Here is an 18224-nt window from a genome sequence, read left to right as displayed (position 1 = left end):
GGAGCCAACCCATGGAATTCGTCAAAACCGAAACCCGCGGCAATGTCCTGATCGTCACCATGAACCGGCCGGAGGTCTATAACGCCACCCATGCGCCGATGAGCCAGGAGATGCATCAGGTCTGGGAAGACTTCAACGCCGATCCCGACCTCTGGGTCGCCGTGCTGACCGGCGCGGGCGACAAGGCCTTCTGCGCCGGCAATGACCTGAAATACACCGCCCAGGGCGGCACGGCACAGCCCCCCGCCACCGGGTTCAACGGGCTGACCATGCGGTTTGACCTGATGAAGCCGATCATCGCCGCTGTGAACGGCTTTGCCATGGGCGGCGGCTTTGAGACGGCGCTGAGCTGCGACATCATCCTCGCCTCCGATCAGGCGAAATTCGCTTTGCCGGAGGTCAAGGTGGGCCTCTTCGCCGCCGCCTCCGGCGTGCAGCGCCTGAGCCGCCAGATCGGCCGCAAACCGGCGGTGGAGATGATGCTGACCGGCCGCACCGTCATGGCGGACGAGGGCAAAACGCTGGGCTTCGTCAACGAGGTCTACCCCCATGCCGAGCTGATGGAGAAAGCCATCGCCAAGGCGCAGGAGATCGCCTCCGTCTCGCCATCCTCCGTCCGCGCCACGCTCAAGGTGCTGCGCGCCATGGACGGGATCGAGAACCTGGAGACCAGTCTGAATTATTCCCGCGAGGTGATGTCGGAGCTTCGCGAGACCGAGGATTTCAAGGAAGGCGTCACCGCCTTTGTCGAGAAACGCGCACCTCAGTGGAAAAACCGCTGAGGCAGGAATAGGGGCCCCGTGGCCCGAAGAAACAGACCAGAGGAGACCCAAGTGTCATTCGACCCATTTGACGAACTCAACGACCTGCGCATGTCCAAAGAGGCGCGCCCGCTGCTGGAAAAAGTGATCAAGCACATCAAGGATAACTGCGACCCGGCCCTTGAGAAATACGAGGAGCTGGGCCGCAACCGCCCCGAACGTTTTGCCTATGCGCCGGGCCAGCTGGAGATTCTGGAGGACCTGAAAAACAAGGCCCGCGAAATGGGTCTGTGGAACTTCTTCCTGCCCAATGCCGAAACGGGCGAGGGTCTTTCGAACCTCGACTATGCCTATATCGCATTTGAGCTGGGCAAGAACTCCCTCGCGTCGCAGTCGATGAACTGCGCGGCCCCCGATACCGGCAATATGGAAGTGCTGGAACGGATCGGCACCCCGGAACAGAAGGAACAATGGCTGAAGCCGCTGCTGAACGGCGAAATCCGCTCGGCTTTTGCCATGACCGAACCCGATGTGGCCTCCTCCGACGCCAAGAACATCGGCACCACCGCCGTTCTGGAAAACGGCGAATGGGTGATCAACGGCGAGAAATACTATATCTCCGGTGCTGGCGATCCGCGCTGCAAGATCATGATCGTCATGGTCAAGACCTCCCCCGATGCCGAACCCTTCCGCCAGCAGTCCCAGATCCTCGTGCCGACGGACTGGCCGGGGGTGGAGATCGTCGGCCCGATGAATGTCTTTGGCCATGACGACGCGCCGCACGGGCATATGCAAATCCGGTTCAAGGACTGCCGGGTGCCGGAGGGCAATATCCTCTGGGCCGAGGGCAAGGGCTTTGAGATCTCCCAGCTCCGTCTTGGACCGGGGCGCATCCACCATTGCATGCGCTCCATCGGGGCGGCGGAAAAGGCGCTGGACCTGATGATCCATCGCGGCCTGACGCGGGAGGCCTTTGGCAAGAAGATCATCGACCTCGGCAAGAACATGGAGACGATCTCCCGCTCGCGGATCGAGATCGACGCGATGCGGCTGATGGTGCTCAAGGCCGCGAAGGCCATGGATGTGCTGGGCAACAAGGAGGCGCGCATCTGGGTGTCCAAGGCCAAGGCCATGGTGCCGGAAAAGGTCTGCAAGATCATCGACGACGCGATGCAGGTGCATGGCGCAACGGGGATCAGCCAGTGGTCGCCGCTCTCGGCCATGTACATGAAGCAGCGCACCCTGCGTTTTGCCGATGGTCCGGACGAGGTGCATCACAATGTGATCGCGCGGGCGGAACGTCGCGAGTTCGAGGCGTCGAACGAGCGCCAGGCGGCGGCGCTGGCCGAAACCGGGCGTGGCATGATGTTCGAAGGGCCGTGATCTGGGGGCGCGATCAAGGCGCAGTGGCGCCCGCGTGAGCGGGCGCCAAGGGGGGCTGTCTGCCCCCCTCCTGTCAGACGCAGGGCGTCTGACAGCCCCCCGAGGATATTTCGGGACCAGAGAAAACAGGCGGCAGATTGCGGCAGGCGTCAGCGCGGGCCATTATGCAGGTACGTCACTGGGGGAGAGTGGTGGGCGACCCTGGAATCGAACCAGGCATGGGTCTCCCCGGCGGAGTTACAGTCCGCTGCCGCACCTTGCAGCTCGTCGCCCGATCTGGTGCGGGGCGGGGCCCCGACGCGGATCGTGAGGGGGTGATTACAAGTCTGCTCCGGAGGCGTCAACAGCAAATTCGAGCTTTGCGGAGTGACTGGACGACGCCCGGGACGAGGCGCTAGAAGGCCCCGGGTGAGCGAGGCGGAAGGTGCCATGAAGAAACCGAAATGGGTGGTCGAAAAAGAACGGTCGAAACGGGCGGCGGAGGCGGAGACGGTCTGGCTCTTTGGTCTGCATGCCGTGCGCGATGCGCTGATGAACCCGGCCCGCGTCAAGCTACGCCTGATCCTGACGAAAAATGCCGCCGACAAGCTGGGCGAGGCGATTGCCGCCGGCGGGATCGAGCCGGAGATGGCCGATCCGCGAAAGTTTACCGCGCCGATCGACCCGGGCTCCGTGCATCAGGGGGCCGCGCTGGAGGTCAAGCCGCTGGACTGGGGGCAGGTGGCCGACCGCTGTCTGGGCGACGGGCAGCGCCCGCCCCGCGTGGTGCTGCTCGACCGGGTGACCGATCCGCATAACGTGGGCGCTATCCTGCGTTCGGCCGAGGTCTTTGGTGCGGTGGCGGTGATCGGCATGCGCCATCACGCCGCGCCGGAGACCGGGGCGCTGGCCAAGACCGCCTCCGGCGCGCTGGAACGCCAGCCCTATCTGCGGGTGCGCAACCTGGCCGACACGATGCAGGAGCTGCGCGCCATGGGTTATCTGGTGCTGGGGCTGGACGGCGAGGCGGAGGTGACGCTGGAAGAGGCCGTGGATGGCCGCCGCGACCGTCCGGTGGCGCTGGTGCTGGGGGCCGAGGGGCCCGGCCTGCGCGAAAAGACCAAGGAGACCTGCGATGCGCTTGTTCGCATCCATTTCGCCGGCGATTTCGGATCGCTGAACGTGTCGAATGCGGCTGCAGTGGCGCTTTATGCTGCGCAGCCGGTGGCCGGGGGCTGATATCCACAGAATTCGTTGTGGAAACGGTGTCGGAGTTCACATTCGTATTACAAGGGCTGCATAGAGTGATCGGGACTACCTATCTGGAGTCTTGAGATATCGGACCGGAACTCCGGTATTTCCTTTCACTGTCCCTCGTTCCGTACTGCGCCCGGGTTCTGATCCGGGCGCTTTTTTCTTGGGCCGCTGCCGGTCAGATCGCCCTTGCGGCGCGGCAGGCTTCGGATCACTCTGCGCCTATGACCGAGCCCTATTCCGACGCTTACCTGAAAAACATCCTGACCCGCACCAAGGTGGTTGCCGTGGTGGGCGTGTCGATGAACCCGGTGCGGCCCAGCTATTATGTGGCGCGCTATCTGAGCCTGAAGGGATTTACGGTGATCCCGGTCAATCCCGGCCACGCGGGGGAGCGGTTGTTTGGTCAGACCGTCCGCGCGAGCCTTGGCGAGATCGAAGAGCCGGTCGATATGGTCGATATCTTCCGCCGCTCCGAACATGTGCCGCCGATTGTTGCGGAGGCGCTGGAGGCCTTTCCGGGGCTGAAAACTATCTGGATGCAGATCGGGGTAGAGAGCCCAGAGGCGGCGGAGATGGCGCGGGCGCGTGGGATCGACGTGGTGATGAACCGCTGCCCCAAGATCGAATATCAGCGGCTCTTTGGTGAGCTGCGGATGGGCGGGTTCAATACCGGGGTGATTTCGTCAAAGCTCTGAGGCTTTGGGGGGGCCGGGCAGGGGGGCGCTGCCCCCCGTCGCTGCGCGACGTCCCCCGGAGTATTTCCGGAAAGATGAAGCTGGATCAGCCCTGGCGGGCGGCCTTTTCGGCAATGCCGGAGGTGCCGTCGCGGCGGTCGAGTTCTGCCAGGACATCAGTCAGGGCCACGTCGCGGGCCGAGAGCATGACGAGGAGGTGGTAGAGCACATCCGCGGCCTCTGACGTCAGGCGGGCGCGGTCGCCTTTGACGGCCTCGATGATCGCTTCGATCGCCTCCTCGCCGAATTTCTCGGCGCATTTCTCTGGTCCCTGGGCCATCAGTTTGGCAGTCCAGGAGCTGTCGGGATCGGCGCTTTTGCGGGCTTCGATCACGGCGGCGAGGCGGGTCAGCGTGTCACTCATATCAGCCTCATCGGGATGCCGGCGGCGGCCATATGCTCCTTGGCCTCGCGGATGGTGTGATCGCCGAAATGGAAGATGGAGGCGGCCAGCACGGCGGAGGCATGGCCCTTGGTCACCCCTTCGACCAGGTGGTCGAGCGTGCCAACACCGCCGGAGGCGATCACCGGGACCGGGACGGCATCGGCAATGGCGCGCGTCATCTCAAGGTTGAAGCCCGCGCGGGTGCCGTCGCGGTCCATGGAGGTCAGCAGGATCTCTCCGGCACCTTTTGCGGCCACGAGGCGGGCGAACTCTACCGCATCGATGCCGGTGGGTTTGCGGCCGCCATGGGTGAAGATCTCCCATTTGCCGGGGGCCACGGTCTTGGCGTCGATCGCGCAGACGATGCATTGAGAGCCGAAGTGATCGGCCGCCTCCGCCAGCACATCGGGATTGGCCACGGCGGCGGAGTTGAAGCTGACCTTGTCCGCCCCCGCGAGCAGCAGGTTGCGCACATCCTGCACCGTGCGGACGCCGCCGCCGACGGTCAGGGGAATATAGCATTGCTCCGCCGTGCGGGTGACCACATCGAACATGGTGCCGCGGTTTTCATGCGTGGCATGGATGTCGAGAAAACAGAGCTCATCGGCGCCGGCCGTATCATAGGCCCGCGCCGCATCGACGGGATCGCCCGCGTCGCGCAGGTCGACAAAGTTCACGCCCTTGACCACGCGGCCATCGGCGACATCGAGGCAGGGGATGATCCGTGTCTTGAGCATGAGAGCCTTCTAACGGCGCGCCGGGGCAGGCGCAATTGCCTGCACGCCGGTCAGCCGGGCTTGCGGTTGCGGCGCCACCAGTATTCCGCCAGCCCTGCCAGCGGCGCGGCCACGGGCCCGGCAACCAGACCGGGCAGGGTCAGCAGGGCCGCGATCCCGCCGATGCGGAGCACGAGGCCCGACAGAAGCGTCGGGGCAGGGCAGGTCATCGACCGGATCGAGGCACCCTCGCATCCCAAAAGCTGCGCGATCAGCTGTGCTGCGATCAGCAGGACCAGCGCCGCAGCCGTCAGCCCGCCCATGCCGATCAGCAGGTAGCGCGCGCCGCGATAGCGGCAGAGGGTCCCGGCGGCAATGGCGGCCAGGCTGAAGACCAGCGGGATCAGCAGTTCAATCATGGCGCAGCGCCTTGAGTGCCGCACCCAGGTCCAGCGCCCCGTCATAGAGCGCCCGCCCGGAGATCGCACCATTCAGCGCCACGCCGCAGTCGCGCAGGGCGATGAGATCGTCGAGCGAGGAGACCCCGCCGGACGCGATCACGGGGATCGAGACGGCCCGGGCCAGATCGGCCGTTGCCTCGATATTGGGGCCCTGCATCGCACCGTCGCGGTTGATATCGGTGTAGATGATAGCCGCCACCCCGGCATCCTCGAAGGAGCGGGCGAGGTCGGTGACCATCACATCCGTCTCCTCGGCCCAGCCCTTGGTCGCGACACGGCCATTGCGGGCGTCGATGCCGACGGCGACCTGCCCGGGGAAGCTCCTGGCCGCCTCGCGCACGAGGGCCGGGTTCTCCACCGCCACGGTTCCCAGGATCACCCGCGCCAGCCCCTTTTCCAGCCACATTCCAATGGTCGCCATGTCGCGGATGCCGCCGCCCAGCTGCGCAGGCACCTTGGTGCGCTGCAGGATCGCCTCGACCGGGGCGGCATTGACGGGCGCGCCCGCAAAGGCACCGTTCAGATCGACCAGATGCAGCCAGTCGCAGCCCGCCTCGACAAAAGCCATCGCCTGGGCCGCCGGATCGTCGTTGAAGACGGTGGCCTGATCCATATCGCCCTTGAAGAGCCGCACGGCCTGGCCGTCCTTGAGGTCGATGGCGGGGTAGAGGATCATCGGCTGCCTGGTCCTTGCCTGTCGGAATGCTGGCCTGCCCTGTCGCATGACGCCACGGGAATTGCAACGCAGCTTGCAAACGCCCGGCGTGCCGCGTCAGGATCGCTGGCAGGAAGAGGAGGACAAACCATGAAAACTCTAGCTCTCGGGCTGGCCCTGTGCCTGGTCGTTCCGCTGGCGGCCCTGGCCGACCCGGTTGAAGGCATCTGGAAAACCGAAGTGGACGAGGGCGCCTATGCCCATGTCACCTTCGAACCCTGTGGCGCGGGGCTCTGCGGCACGATCTTGCGCACATTCCGGTCCGGAGGCGAATTCAAAAGCGACACGATCGGCCGGAAACTGGTCTGGGACATGAGCCCGGCGGGCGGTGGCGATTATACAGGCGGCAAGATCTGGCAGCCCTCGACGGACAAGGTCTACAAATCCAAGATGTCGCTTGCGGGCGATACCCTAAGGGTCGCGGGCTGTGTCGGCCCGATCTGCAAAAAACAGACCTGGACGCGTGTGAAATAGACCTGATCCAGAGGCGCGCCTGCGGCGCATGCTATCCATCCGCTTTTCCCTCATCGGGAAAAGCACCGCACGGGACGTAGCAGCGCCGCGCCTTTGGCCCGGCCTCAGGGCGCCCAGCTCAGGAAGTTTGCGATCAGTCGCAGGCCCGTTGCCTGGCTCTTTTCCGGGTGGAACTGCGTCCCGATCATCGTGTCCCGGCCCACGATCGCCGTGACCGGGGCGCCGTAATCCACATGGGCCAGCAGCTGATCCGACGCTGCCACGGCCATGTGATAACTGTGCACGAAATAGGCATGCTGACCGCTCTCGATCCCGTCCAGAACCGGATGCGCGCCGTCCAGAACCAGATCGTTCCAGCCCATATGCGGCACTTTCAGCGCCGGATCCTCGGGCGTGATCTTCGTCACCTCGCCTTCGATCCAGCCGAGCCCCGCGGTCTCTTCATATTCGTGGCCAACCCGCGCCATCAGCTGCATGCCGACGCAGATGCCCAGAAACGGCCGCCCGCGGACCTCCACAGCTTCGCGCAGCGCATCGAACAGGTTCTCGCGGCCCTTCAGCGCCCGCGCACAGGCCGGGAAAGCCCCGTCGCCCGGCAGAACCAGCCGATCCGCCCGCGCCACATCCTCGGCCCGGTCCGACACGATCACCTCGCCGCCGTCCACCTCGCGCGCCATGCGCTGAAAGGCCTTCTCCGCAGAATGGAGATTGCCGCTTTCATAATCGATCAGCACGGTCAGCATGGCTCAAATCCCGTCGGAAGCATCGCGCCCCGGGCTTGCCCCGGAACCGCCCGGCGGTCAAGGGCGCGGCACCCTCCTTTTTCTTGCTGAAAATATCCCCGCCGGAGGCATCCGCCTTGCGGCACGCAAGGCGCGGATCGGCCTGCGTCAGCAGGCCGAAACCCCTGTCTCAGAGCATACCCTTCGTCGACGGAATAGCATCGCCCTTGCGCGGATCCATCTCCACCGCCTCCCGCAGCGCCCGTGCCACCGCCTTGAACGCCGCCTCCGCGATATGGTGCGAATTCACCCCCTCCAGCATGTGGACATGCAGGGTGATGCCGCCATGGGTCGACAGCGCCTGAAAAAACTCCCGCACCAGCTCGGTATCGAATGTCTTGATCTGCGGCGTCGGCATCGGCACCTCCCAGACGAGGTAGGGCCGGCCCGACAGGTCAAGCGCCGCACGCACCAGCGCATCATCCATCGGCAGCAGGCAGGACCCGTAGCGCCGGATGCCCCGCTTGTCGCCCAGGGCTTTCGTCAGCGCCTGGCCGATCGCGATGCCGACATCCTCCACCGTGTGATGGTCGTCAATATGGGTGTCACCCTTGCAACTCACGGCCATGTCGATCAGCGAATGCCGCGCCAGCTGGTCCAGCATGTGGTCAAAGAAGCCCACGCCGGTTGCCATTTCGTAACGGCCCGACCCGTCGAGGTCGAGGGTGACGGAGATCTCGGTCTCCGCCGTCTTGCGGCTGATCTCTGCGCGGCGCATGGGGGCCCTTTCCGGCTGTGCGAGCCTGCTTATAGGCCGCGCCGGGTGACAGGCCAAGACCTCCGAAAGAGGCCGTGGAAAACCGTTGCAATTCCGTGGCTTCCCGGCACTGCGCCGGGTCGGCTCAGGCGGAGAGGGTCGCGGCCGCCCGGGCCAGCCCTTCGATCCCGCCCCAGTCGCCGCTCTCCAGCTTGTCCGCAGGTGCGACCCAGGACCCGCCGACGCAGGCGACATTGGGCAGCTTGAGGTAATCCGGCGCATTGGTCGGGCTGACACCACCCGTCGGGCAGAAGAGGATCTGCGGGATCGGCGCGCCGATGGATTTCAGGAAGGGCGCGCCCCCTGCCGCTTCCGCCGGGAAGAACTTCTGCACCCGGTAGCCGCGCTCCAGCAGCCGCATCGCCTCCGAGGCCGAGGCAGCCCCCGGCAGCATCGGCAGCCCCATCTCCTCCGCCGCATCGAGCAGCTTGTCCGTCGCACCGGGCGAGACGCCGAATTTCGCGCCCGCTTTCAGTGCATTCTCCACATCCTGAGGTGTTAGCAATGTGCCCGCACCGGGGATGCCGCCCGCGACCTGAGCCATCTCCGCGATGACCTCCAGCGCGCAGGGCGTACGCAGGGTGACTTCCAGAACGGGCAGTCCGCCTTTCACCAGCGCCTCTGCCAGAGGTGCGGCATGGGCGACCTCGGTCACCGTCAGTACCGGGATCACCGGCGCGGTACGGCAGAGTTTCTCGCTGGCGACACAGGCCTCTTCGGGGGTGATGCTCATGATATCCTCACACGATATTGGCGGCGCCGGCCGTGGCGGTTCCGGCATTCTGGCGGAACAGCTCGAACATCTCGCGTCCGATGCCAAATCCGTTAGCGGACAGGTCCGGCGTCACGGGCGCGCGATCCAGCGCCCCATCGGTCAGCACGTCGATCGTGCCCGCTACCGCATCCACCCGGATCAGATCGCCATCCTTGATGCGCGACAAGGGCCCGCCATCGGCAGCCTCCGGCGCGACATGGATTGCGGCAGGCACCTTGCCCGAGGCGCCCGACATCCGCCCATCCGTCAGCAGCGCCACCTTCAGCCCGCGATCCTGCAGCACCGACAGGGTCGGCGTCAGCGAATGCAGCTCTGGCATGCCATTGGCGCGGGGGCCCTGGAACCGGACGACAACCACGGTATCCGATGTGAACTCCCCGTTCTTGAATGCGGCCTTGACCGCCTCCTGATCCTCGAACACCCGCGCGGGCGCCTCCACGATATGCCGTTCCGACGCCACGGCAGAGACCTTCATGATCCCCGTGCCGAGGTTTCCGGCCAGCCGTTTCAGCCCGCCGGTTTTCTGGAACGGGTCGTCTGCAGGTCGTACGATCTTGTCATTCTCCGACTGGCGCGGCCCGGCCTCATAGGCGATCCGCCCGCCCGTCAGCTTCGGCTCCCGCGCATAGGCGGCGATCCCGTCACCGGCGATCGTCTTGGTGTCGTCATGCAGCAGCCCCGCATCCAGCAGCTGCCCGATCAGGTAGCCCAGACCGCCCGCCGCATGGAAATGGTTCACATCGGCCAGACCGTTCGGATAGACCTTGGCCATCAGCGGCGTGACGGAGGAGATCTCCTCGAAATCATCCAGCGTCAGCTGCACGCCCGCCGCCCGCGCCATGGCGGGCATATGCAGAACGAGGTTCGTGGACCCACCCGTTGCCATCAGCCCGACGATCCCGTTCACAAAGGCCTTCTCATCCAGGATCTGCCCCGCAGGCCGGAAATCATTGCCAAGCGCGGTGATCTCGATCGCCCGTTCGACGCCCGCCACCGTCAGGGCATCGCGCAAAGGCGTGTTCGGGTTCACAAAGGACGCGCCCGGCAGGTGCAGCCCCATGAATTCCATCAGCATCTGGTTGGAATTGGCCGTGCCGTAGAAGGTGCAGGTGCCGGGCGAGTGGTAGGAGGCCATCTCTGCCTCCATCAGCTTGTCCCGGCCCACTTCGCCCGTGGCGAACTGGTTGCGCACCCGCGATTTCTCATCGTTCGGCAGGCCGGAGGGCATCGGCCCCGCCGGCAGGAAGACCGCCGGGATATGCCCAAAGGTCGCCGCCGCCATCACCAGCCCCGGCACGATCTTGTCGCAGACGCCCAGATACAAGGCCGCGTCAAAGCAGTTGTGCGACAGCGCCACCCCTGCCGCCAGGGCGATCACATCGCGGGAAAAGAGCGACAGCTCCATCCCCGGCTGGCCCTGCGTGACCCCGTCGCACATCGCGGGCACACCGCCCGCCACCTGCGCCGTCGCCCCCTTGGCCCGCGCCGCTTCCCGGATCAGCTGCGGGAAGCGTTCAAACGGCTGATGGGCCGAGAGCATATCGTTATAGGCCGTCACGATCCCGAGGTTCGCCGCCGTCCCCGTCGACAGGGCCTCCTGATCCAGCGGCACGCCCGCATAGGCATGGGCCTGGTTGCCGCAGGTCAGATGCGCCCGGACCGGGCCTTTTTCCACCGCCGCATTCATCCGGTCGAGGTACCGCCCGCGCGTCTCCTCCGACCGTTCGATGATCCGCTGTGTCACTGCATCAATAGTGGGATTGAGGGGCATGAGGGGCCTCCTGTCTCATCTCTCCGGGGGCGCCGCTCACCCCGCGTCACCCACCTGATAGCAATATATGTTTGCGCTAACAACCTGCAATCCGGGCCCGTGGCACCCTGTGCCGCGCGCCGGTCCTGTGCTGAACGTAGCACATTGAGCGCTGGCGTCCATTGGGGGGGGGAAAGGGAGTAACGACCGCTGCGGGCTCACTTTGACCTAAAAGCGCCACGACGGTTTGGGGAGACAGCAATCATGACTCGTAAATAGTGGCCAGAGCGGACACTCGAACTGAGCGCGGCATAGACGGTACCGGCCCGAATCGGAGGTGATAGCTTAATCAGCAATGCATCAAATACATTGCTGAAACTAGTGTAGAGAAAGTTGTTTGAGCTATTCAATCAGAAGTTGCTGTCGCCAAAATAAATTGGCTTAAGTATCGTCGGCGAAGTTATGTTAGAGTAAGTCAAAAAGGCATCTAAATGCTTGGACGGTTCAAAAAAGTTCCGCGCCGCATTATGCAGAGGTCAAATCTTCCAATATAGTATTCGTCGACTCTTTTCGCACAGCCTTTCTGAGTAGGTCAAAATTGGATTCTGACGTTGCGCGCATTTTATCCAGAGTGTCGCGCCGTGTCGTGCTCGCTTTTACCTTCTCCGCTCGATCTATGGCATCCTCCAATTTAGACCTATTTGTTTCCGAAACCGGAACGGTTACCAGGCCGAGCTTCTTGGCGATTGCCCTTGTTTTAGGGTTTCCGTCGTCGACGATGATAACAGCGCATCCTCGCGCATATGCGAAGATGGCGGCGTGCATACGGTTGGTCACGACCAAATGTGATCGTTCATAGGTTCTGAGCACTTCGGAAAGGATCAGACTACTATTTTGTGTGCTCGAGATATCCTTTTGAGATAGAGCGATGCTTAACTTTTGGCACACGGCTGGGTCCATGTGAGGACGGACATCATGGCTGATGAACTCGGTAGCGAGATTTGGATAACGATGTTTGGCTGCCAAAATGAGCTGAAGAATTTGCTCGTCGTCAACCGTACGTTGTTCAGAATCGTCCTCGCAAGGCGCAACGAGCAAGCTCGTACGATTACTATCCGCTGTGTATGGCTCCCAAAGCGCACCGAAAGAAAACGCAAGGTCTTGCGTCACCACAGGTTTCACTTTTTTCAGTAGGGGAGCTGCACCAACGACAGAAAAATCTTCGCGAACCGCGAATAAATCCGCGTTCTTGAAAATTCTGCGATAACGCTTGACCTTATCAGCCGAAAGTTCAGACACGCCGCAGCCGATAACAGCGGTCTTCGCACCGGTTAATATAGCCAATCGAGAAAGCGCTTCTGCGGCACGAAGCGAGTTATTGGAAGCGTTGTTGCGAAGTAGCTGCCCTCCGCCCCAAAGCAGCAATGTGTCAGGTCCAAGTAAGGTATACGGCTTGATGCTCTTCCCGGATATAGGAGCTACATCCATCCGTTCTAACGCCATCTTCGCGGTTTCAGGAACATCGCCCCAGCAGTAGCTCCAAATTTGAGCGAATGCAAAATCACTTTGTCGGCGCAGGCCCTCTACACAAGACTGCAGCAGCGCCAGATCTCCAACATTGTCGAGGGCGCCAGAGAAAATAATTACATGCTTCATAAATGATCACACACCCAACACACGAATGTAGCGAAGATTCCCTTCGACATTCATACACCACACAACCTAACCCGAAATATTTCGGGTTGGGTCCACATCCACTCACAATGCCTAAAAAGAATGTCGGTCAGGCTTTGTCAAGGCTTTTGACAATCACAGCCTTCGGATTTTTCGCGCTGAGAAATGTCTAGCGAAAAATATCACCGCAAGCCTTACAAGTGCTTTGGTGCTGCTATGCTATACTATGCGCTCAAGGTCGCCTGATAAATTTTGAGTTCAATAACTGCGTTTGGCTATCGGCTGCCTACGGCGCACCGAATTAGCAGCTTCCCGCTTTTCCTCACACAATTCTGTGCAGTTGCGCCAGCAATCACGCACGCATAACTACCGGCCGAAACATCCTCACCCCCATCACCCCCTCTTCCCGCCCGCACCGCTTCGCTGTAGGAGGGGCCCATGACAGACACGCTGCCCACCATCCGCATGAAACCCAAGATGGATCCGCGCCGGATCCGCTTTGGCTACCCCTGGGTCTATGACAACGAGCTGGTGATGGACCGCCGCACCAAGGCGCTTGCCCCCGGCACCGTCGCCTTGCTGGAGGATGAGGGCCGCGCGCCTCTGGCGCTGGTCGCCGTCACCCCCGGCTCGCGCATCGCCGCCCGGGTACTGGACCGCCCCGATGTGCCGGGCCTCGACATGGCCTGGTTTGTCGACCGGTTCGCCCGCGCGCTGGCGCTCAGGGAACGTCTGTTCTCCGACCCCTTCTACCGGCTCATCCATGCCGAGGCCGACGGCATGCCCGGCGTCATCATCGACCGCTTCGGCGACACCGCCGTGGTCCAGCCCAATGCCGCCTGGGCAGAGGCGCATCTGGAGATGCTGACCGCCGCCCTGATCCGCGTCACCGGCGTGACCACCGTTTTGAAAAGCGCGGGCGGACGGGCGCGCAAGCTCGAAGGGCTGGACGATCAGGATGCCACGCTCGCCGGCACGACCCCCACGGCCCCGGTCCCGGTGCCGATGAATGGCGCTACCTATATGGCCGATCTGACGGGGGGCCAGAAGACCGGCCTCTTCTTCGACCAGCGCCCCAACCATGCCTTTGCCGCCCGCCTCGCCAAGGGTGCCCGGGTGCTCGACGTCTTCTCCCATGTCGGCGGCTTTGGGCTCGCCTGCCTCGCCGCGGGCGCGGAGACGGCGTTGGCGGTCGACGGCTCCCGCCCCGCGCTCGATCTGGCCGAAGAGGGCGCGCGCCAGTCCGGCCTCGCAGATCGCTTTGCCACCCGCCAGGGCGACGCTTTCGACACGCTCACCGCGCTTGGTGAAGAGGGCGAAGCCTTTGACGTGGTGATTTGCGATCCGCCCGCCTTCGCGCCCTCCAAACAGGCGCTCGACGCCGGCCTGCGCGCCTATGAGCGCATTGCCCGCCTCGCAGCACCGCTGGTGCGGGAGGGCGGCTACCTCGGCCTCTGCTCCTGCTCCCATGCCGCGGATCTGGAGAAATTCCGCACCGCCTGCACGCGCGGCATCGGGCGTGGTCTGCATGGCTCTGGCCGGACCTCCCAGCTGATCCAGACGGGCTATGCCGGCCCCGACCACCCGATGCATCCGCAGCTTGCCGAAAGCGGCTATCTCAAGGCGCTGTTCTTCCGGCTATGATGAAACTGACCCTCGACGCCTGCGTGCTCTACCCGACCGTGATGCGCGAGGTGCTGATGGGCGCGGCAGAGGCGGGCTTCTTCCAGCCGCTCTGGTCGCCCCGCATCCTTGAGGAATGGGCCCGCGCCGCCGCCCGCATCGCCCCGGGCGAAGAGGCCGTGGCGCGCGGCGAAATCGCCATGTTGCAGGCCCGCCACCCAAGGGCCTCTGTCACCCCGCCGGACGGCCTCCAACAGCGCCTCTGGCTGCCCGATGACAATGACATCCACGTCCTCGCCGCCGCCATTGCCGGCCATGCCGATGGCATCGTCACGATGAATGCCAAGGATTTCCCCCGCAATATCCTCGCAGAGGAAGGGCTCACCCGCGCCGATCCCGACACGCTCCTGCTGGGCTTTTACGAGGCCGATCCCGACCGCATGGCCCGGGTCGCCCAGACCGTCCTGCAAGAAGCCCGCCGCCTCTCCGGCCAGGACTGGACGCTGCGCGATCTGATGAAAAAGGCCCGCCTGCCGCGCCTTGGCAAAGCGCAACAGGCCCGGACCTGAACCGCGCCCCCCCCGTTCACCTTTCCAAAAATACTCTCGCCGACGGCTTCCGCGCGCCAGCGCGGACCCGCTCAGGCCGCCGCCAGCGCCCCGTGCGACCGCAGCGCCCGCGCTGCGATCTCGACCGACCGCACCCGCGCCGCATGATCCCAGATCTGCGCATTCACGATGACCTCATCGGGCGCATAGCGCTCGATCAGCTCCCCGAGCTTCGCCGTGACCGTCGCCTCGGACCCGGTGGCGCTAACGACCAGCCTGGATTGCGCCGCCGCGATCCAGTCCGGCGGCAGGTGATCCTCCAGCCGCTCGACCGGGGCGGGCAGGGGGCCGGGCTGGCCCTGCCGCAGCTTGGCAAACCCCAGGATGGAGGAGGTGCGGATGAACTCCGCCTCCCTGTCCGTCTCCGCCGCGAAGACATTCATCGCCACCATGAAATGTGGTTTCTCCAGAAATTCCGAGGGCTGGAATGACGTCCGGTAGACATGTCCCGCCTCCTCCAACATCTCCGGCGCGAAATGCGAGGCAAAGGCGTAGGGCAGCCCCAGATGCGCCGCCAGCTGCGCCCCGTAGAGCGAGGAGCCCAGAATCCAGACCGGCACCCGCGTGTTCATGCCCGGAAAGGCACGGACCCGCTGGCCATCTTCCACCGGGCCCAGATAGGCCAGCAGCTCCAGCACATCCTGCGGGAAGGTATCCTGCTGCGACATGTGGCGGCGCAGCGCCCGCGCCGTCTCCATATCCGTGCCGGGCGCCCGGCCGAGGCCGAGGTCGATCCGGTCGCCATGGATCTCCGCCAGCGTCCCGAACTGTTCGGCAATCACCAGCGGCGCATGGTTGGGCAGCATCACCCCGCCGGAGCCCACCCGGATCCGCGTCGTCGCCGCCGCGATATGCCCGATCAGGATCGACGTGGCCGAGGAGGCGATGCCGGGCATATTGTGATGCTCTGCCAGCCAGTGCCGGGTATAGCCCGCGGCCTCAGCCGCCTGCGACAGGGCCACGGAATTGGCGATGGCCTGCCGCACGCCGGAGCCTTCGGGCACGGGTGCGAGATCGAGCAGGGAATAGTGCATGGGAGCCTCCGGTCGTTCTGGAGTGGTAACATGGGGGCTATGCCCGGAGGATGCCAGAGCCGGGACCGCAACCCCGTGTTGCGCGGAAATGCCTAGGCCCAGCCAGACTCCAGCCGGCGGATGGCGGCGATCCGGTCCTCGGGGCTGGGATGGCTCAGCAGCCAGGCGGGCGGGCGGCCGCCGCCCTGCTGGGTCAGCGCCTCCAGTTTCTCGAAAAGCCGCACCTGCGGCGCCACGCCGATCCCCGCCTTGGTCAGCAGCGCGGCGGCATAGGCATCCGCCTCATATTCATCCGAGCGTGACAGCCGCGCCGCCAGAAGCGATGTCAGCAGCCCCGCCAGCAGCCCGCCGATCCCCGGCACCAGCCGCGACAGCACCATGCCAAGCGCCGTGCGCATTGCATTCTGGCCGGAGAAATCGATGAGCCGACGCCGCGTATGGTTCAGCGCCACATGGCCCAGCTCATGCGCGATGACGGAGGCGAGCTCCTCCGCCGTGACCTCCCCGGCGGTGTATTTGTCGAGAAACCCGCGCGTGATGAAGATGCGCCCGTCCGGTACGGCCATGCCATTGACCGGCGCGATCTCGTAGACATGGACCCGGATGCGCTCCAGATCGAGCGCCTGCGCCATTCTCTGCGTCAGCTTCGCCAGTTTCGGATCGGCCAGTTCGGTCGAACGCTGGTCAAGCTCCTTCTTCAGTCGCCAGGAGGAGAAGTGCCAGGCGACAATGCCGTAGAGGATGGCGAGGAGGATCGGGGTGAAACGCAGCATGGGCGCAATGTGGGGGTGTTGCGTGGCAAGGGCAACGGTGGAACTGGGGCTCTGCCCCAGACCCCGGGATATTTTTCGCAAGAAAAAGACGGGGGCCGGGGCAGAGGGGGGCAGATCAGGCCAGTTTGGCGTCCAGCGTGATCTCCGCGCCTTTGAAGAGCTTGGAGATCGGGCAGCCGGCCTTGGCGTTGTTGGCGGCCTCTTTGAACTTGGCCTCATCCGCGCCGGGGATCTTGGCGGTCAGGTCGAGGTGGACCGACTTGATCTCGAACCCGCCGTCGGTGCGGTCCATGGACACGGTCGCCTTGGTGGAGATCTCGTCTGCCGTCATCCCGGCCTGTTCCAGCTGCAGCGACAGCGCCATGGAGAAACAGGCGGCATGGGCCGCGCCCGCCAGTTCCTCGGGGTTGGTGCCGGGTTCGCCCTCGAAACGCTGTTTGAAGCCGTATTGCGCCTTGTCCAGCACGCCGGATTCGGTGGAGACGGTGCCGGAGCCGCCCTTGATGGTGCCGTTCCAGATTGCGGAGCCGAATTTCTTGATCATGGTGATCTCCTTTGCTTCAGTTGCCACAAGGAGAGCGCGGTTTGCCCCGGTTTCAAGGGCTGGGGGATGTCACGGCATCCCGGTCGCCCGCCGCATGGGCGCGTTTCAGCGCCCGCCGCATCCAGAGCGCGGCCACCACCATCACCGCCAACGCAGCCAGAAGACCCACGGCGTTCTGGCTGATCTCCGCGATCATCTCGATCCGGCTGCCGAAGGCATAGCCGAGGCCAACATAGAGGCTGACCCAGACCGCCTCTCCGGCCAGGTCCCAGAGGGTAAAGCGCAGCCGGTCGAGCCGCGCGGCCCCGGCGGCAAAATTCACGTAAGGCCCGAGCGGAGAAAGCAGCCAGCGCGACAGGAAGACGGCGAGGCCCGCGCGGGCCTCCAGCATCGCCTCCGCCCGGGCCATGGCGATGGCGCCGCGTCGGCCCGACCCGGCCCGGCGCCGCAGCCATTCGCTGCCGGAATGACCGATCTGGTATCCGACCTGATCGCCCGTAACCGCGCCGCCATAGGCGCCAAGCGCGACCGACCATAGCGACAGATCGCCCGAGGCCGCCAGCGCCCCGCCGCCCAGCATCAGCAGCGAACTGGGCACCGGCATGGCGAGGCAGCTGAGGAAGGTGACCAGCATCAGGACCGGCACGCCCCCAAGGGCCAGCGCCTCCATCAGCCAGTCGGTCATGGGCGTGCTGTCCGCGTGTTGAGATAGGCGGCGAGGGTGGCGATCAGTGCCTCAAGCGGCATGCCCTTGTCCGCCGCGATCCGCTCCAGCGTCATGCGGTCGGCGGGGGGCGTGAGGCCGAGCTCACGAAAGACCTCCTCCGGCGGCAGGTGCCAGGAATGGGCAACATAGCCCGGGGTCATCCAGCCTTCGGGATGCTGCTGGCGATGCGCCGGATCGGCCCAGTAGACGGAAAAGAGCGTCAGCCGCACCGCAAAGACCAGCGCCAGAACCGCCGCCAGCCCGAAGAAGCTGAGCGCAAACGGGTGGTGGCGCCAGAGGTGGGGCAGCGAGCGGATCATGTGGCCCGGCCCC

Annotated in this window: 21 protein-coding genes and 1 tRNA gene; 7 read left to right on the top strand and 15 right to left on the bottom strand. The window is 64.5% G+C overall.

The genetic code is table 11. The features are described from left to right. Positions 1–11 precede the first annotated feature (11 nt). Positions 12–782 (top strand): enoyl-CoA hydratase-related protein, encoded by a 771-nt coding sequence (locus ACRARG_RS01280; RefSeq protein WP_432688163.1) that lies wholly within the window; start codon positions 12–14, stop codon positions 780–782. Between the two features lie 90 nt (positions 783–872). Next, entirely contained in the window at positions 873–2144 is a 1272-nt protein-coding gene (locus ACRARG_RS01275) for an acyl-CoA dehydrogenase family protein (RefSeq protein ID WP_432691297.1), read from the top strand. Between the two features lie 189 nt (positions 2145–2333). On the opposite strand, the gene ACRARG_RS01270 is transcribed toward ACRARG_RS01275, so the two are convergent. Then, positions 2334–2417: transfer RNA gene (locus tag ACRARG_RS01270), tRNA-Tyr, on the bottom strand. A 156-nt stretch (positions 2418–2573) separates the two neighbouring features. Between ACRARG_RS01270 and rlmB the strand changes: the two genes are divergently transcribed. Together rlmB and ACRARG_RS01260 are read left to right on the top strand one after the other, a co-directional pair. Further along, the gene (gene rlmB, locus ACRARG_RS01265; RefSeq protein WP_432688162.1) at positions 2574–3362 is read left to right on the top strand and encodes a 23S rRNA (guanosine(2251)-2'-O)-methyltransferase RlmB; all 789 of its coding nucleotides are present in this window, start codon (positions 2574–2576) and stop codon (positions 3360–3362) included. 239 nt (positions 3363–3601) lie between these two features. Next, a complete protein-coding gene (locus tag ACRARG_RS01260) occupies positions 3602–4075 on the top strand; it encodes a CoA-binding protein (protein ID WP_432688161.1) in 474 nt (157 codons plus the stop codon). Positions 4076–4160: 85 nt separating this feature from the next. Here ACRARG_RS01260 and ACRARG_RS01255 read toward each other — a convergent pair whose 3' ends face one another. Genes ACRARG_RS01255 through hisA form a run of 4 tightly spaced genes read right to left on the bottom strand, consistent with a single transcriptional unit; the run spans position 4161 to position 6352 of the window. Continuing rightward, positions 4161–4478: a phosphoribosyl-ATP diphosphatase gene (locus ACRARG_RS01255; protein ID WP_432688160.1), complete on the bottom strand. Its 318-nt coding sequence runs from the start codon at positions 4476–4478 to the stop codon at positions 4161–4163. Continuing rightward, complete coding sequence (hisF, locus tag ACRARG_RS01250) at positions 4475–5236, bottom strand: imidazole glycerol phosphate synthase subunit HisF (protein ID WP_432688159.1); 762 nt, start codon at positions 5234–5236, stop codon at positions 4475–4477. The genes ACRARG_RS01255 and hisF overlap by 4 nt, the downstream gene beginning before the upstream one ends. Before the next feature lie 50 nt (positions 5237–5286). Next, positions 5287–5634, bottom strand: a complete 348-nt coding sequence (locus ACRARG_RS01245) for a hypothetical protein (protein ID WP_432688158.1) — start codon at positions 5632–5634, stop codon at positions 5287–5289. Further along, positions 5627–6352 (bottom strand): 1-(5-phosphoribosyl)-5-[(5-phosphoribosylamino)methylideneamino]imidazole-4-carboxamide isomerase, encoded by a 726-nt coding sequence (hisA, locus tag ACRARG_RS01240; RefSeq protein ID WP_432688157.1) that lies wholly within the window; start codon positions 6350–6352, stop codon positions 5627–5629. The genes ACRARG_RS01245 and hisA overlap by 8 nt, the downstream gene beginning before the upstream one ends. Positions 6353–6481: 129 nt before the next feature. On the opposite strand from hisA, the gene ACRARG_RS01235 reads away from it, so the two are divergent. Continuing rightward, complete coding sequence (locus tag ACRARG_RS01235) at positions 6482–6865, top strand: DUF2147 domain-containing protein (protein ID WP_432688156.1); 384 nt, start codon at positions 6482–6484, stop codon at positions 6863–6865. Between the two features lie 104 nt (positions 6866–6969). Here ACRARG_RS01235 and hisH read toward each other — a convergent pair whose 3' ends face one another. From hisH to ACRARG_RS01210, 5 genes are all read right to left on the bottom strand, one after another. Then, positions 6970–7608, bottom strand: coding sequence for an imidazole glycerol phosphate synthase subunit HisH (gene hisH, locus ACRARG_RS01230; protein ID WP_432688155.1), 639 nt, complete (start codon positions 7606–7608; stop codon positions 6970–6972). Between the two features lie 169 nt (positions 7609–7777). After that, complete coding sequence (gene hisB, locus ACRARG_RS01225) at positions 7778–8365, bottom strand: imidazoleglycerol-phosphate dehydratase HisB (protein WP_432688154.1); 588 nt, start codon at positions 8363–8365, stop codon at positions 7778–7780. Positions 8366–8489: 124 nt separating this feature from the next. Then, positions 8490–9137: a bifunctional 4-hydroxy-2-oxoglutarate aldolase/2-dehydro-3-deoxy-phosphogluconate aldolase gene (gene eda / locus ACRARG_RS01220; protein WP_432688153.1), complete on the bottom strand. Its 648-nt coding sequence runs from the start codon at positions 9135–9137 to the stop codon at positions 8490–8492. 7 nt (positions 9138–9144) lie between these two features. Next, a complete protein-coding gene (gene edd, locus ACRARG_RS01215) occupies positions 9145–10950 on the bottom strand; it encodes a phosphogluconate dehydratase (RefSeq protein WP_432688152.1) in 1806 nt (601 codons plus the stop codon). 504 nt (positions 10951–11454) lie between these two features. Further along, complete coding sequence (locus ACRARG_RS01210; RefSeq protein WP_432688151.1) at positions 11455–12585, bottom strand: polysaccharide pyruvyl transferase family protein; 1131 nt, start codon at positions 12583–12585, stop codon at positions 11455–11457. Between the two features lie 456 nt (positions 12586–13041). On the opposite strand from ACRARG_RS01210, the gene ACRARG_RS01205 reads away from it, so the two are divergent. Together ACRARG_RS01205 and ACRARG_RS01200 are read left to right on the top strand one after the other, a co-directional pair. Further along, complete coding sequence (locus ACRARG_RS01205) at positions 13042–14247, top strand: RSP_2647 family RNA methyltransferase (protein WP_432688150.1); 1206 nt, start codon at positions 13042–13044, stop codon at positions 14245–14247. Beyond that, positions 14247–14795 carry an RSP_2648 family PIN domain-containing protein gene (locus ACRARG_RS01200; protein ID WP_432691296.1) on the top strand — a complete coding sequence of 183 codons (549 nt, stop codon included), beginning with the start codon at positions 14247–14249 and terminating at the stop codon, positions 14793–14795. Before ACRARG_RS01205 ends, ACRARG_RS01200 begins: the two co-directional genes overlap by 1 nt. Before the next feature lie 71 nt (positions 14796–14866). Here ACRARG_RS01200 and ACRARG_RS01195 read toward each other — a convergent pair whose 3' ends face one another. The 5 genes from ACRARG_RS01195 to ACRARG_RS01175 form a co-directional block, all read right to left on the bottom strand. Then, positions 14867–15868, bottom strand: a complete 1002-nt coding sequence (locus ACRARG_RS01195) for an LLM class flavin-dependent oxidoreductase (RefSeq protein WP_432688149.1) — start codon at positions 15866–15868, stop codon at positions 14867–14869. Between the two features lie 92 nt (positions 15869–15960). Continuing rightward, a complete protein-coding gene (locus ACRARG_RS01190; protein ID WP_432688148.1) occupies positions 15961–16641 on the bottom strand; it encodes a M48 family metalloprotease in 681 nt (226 codons plus the stop codon). Positions 16642–16756: 115 nt separating this feature from the next. Further along, positions 16757–17185: an OsmC family protein gene (locus ACRARG_RS01185; RefSeq protein ID WP_432688147.1), complete on the bottom strand. Its 429-nt coding sequence runs from the start codon at positions 17183–17185 to the stop codon at positions 16757–16759. A 52-nt stretch (positions 17186–17237) separates the two neighbouring features. Further along, a complete protein-coding gene (locus tag ACRARG_RS01180; protein WP_432688146.1) occupies positions 17238–17870 on the bottom strand; it encodes a DedA family protein in 633 nt (210 codons plus the stop codon). After that, positions 17867–18211, bottom strand: a complete 345-nt coding sequence (locus tag ACRARG_RS01175; protein WP_432688145.1) for a hypothetical protein — start codon at positions 18209–18211, stop codon at positions 17867–17869. Before ACRARG_RS01175 ends, ACRARG_RS01180 begins: the two co-directional genes overlap by 4 nt. Between the last annotated feature and the right edge of the window lie 13 nt (positions 18212–18224).

The sequence above is a fragment of the Pseudooceanicola profundi genome (assembly GCF_050897955.1).
Classification (GTDB): Bacteria; Pseudomonadota; Alphaproteobacteria; order Rhodobacterales; family Rhodobacteraceae; genus Pseudooceanicola.
This window is presented reverse-complemented; position numbering and strand designations above follow the sequence as displayed.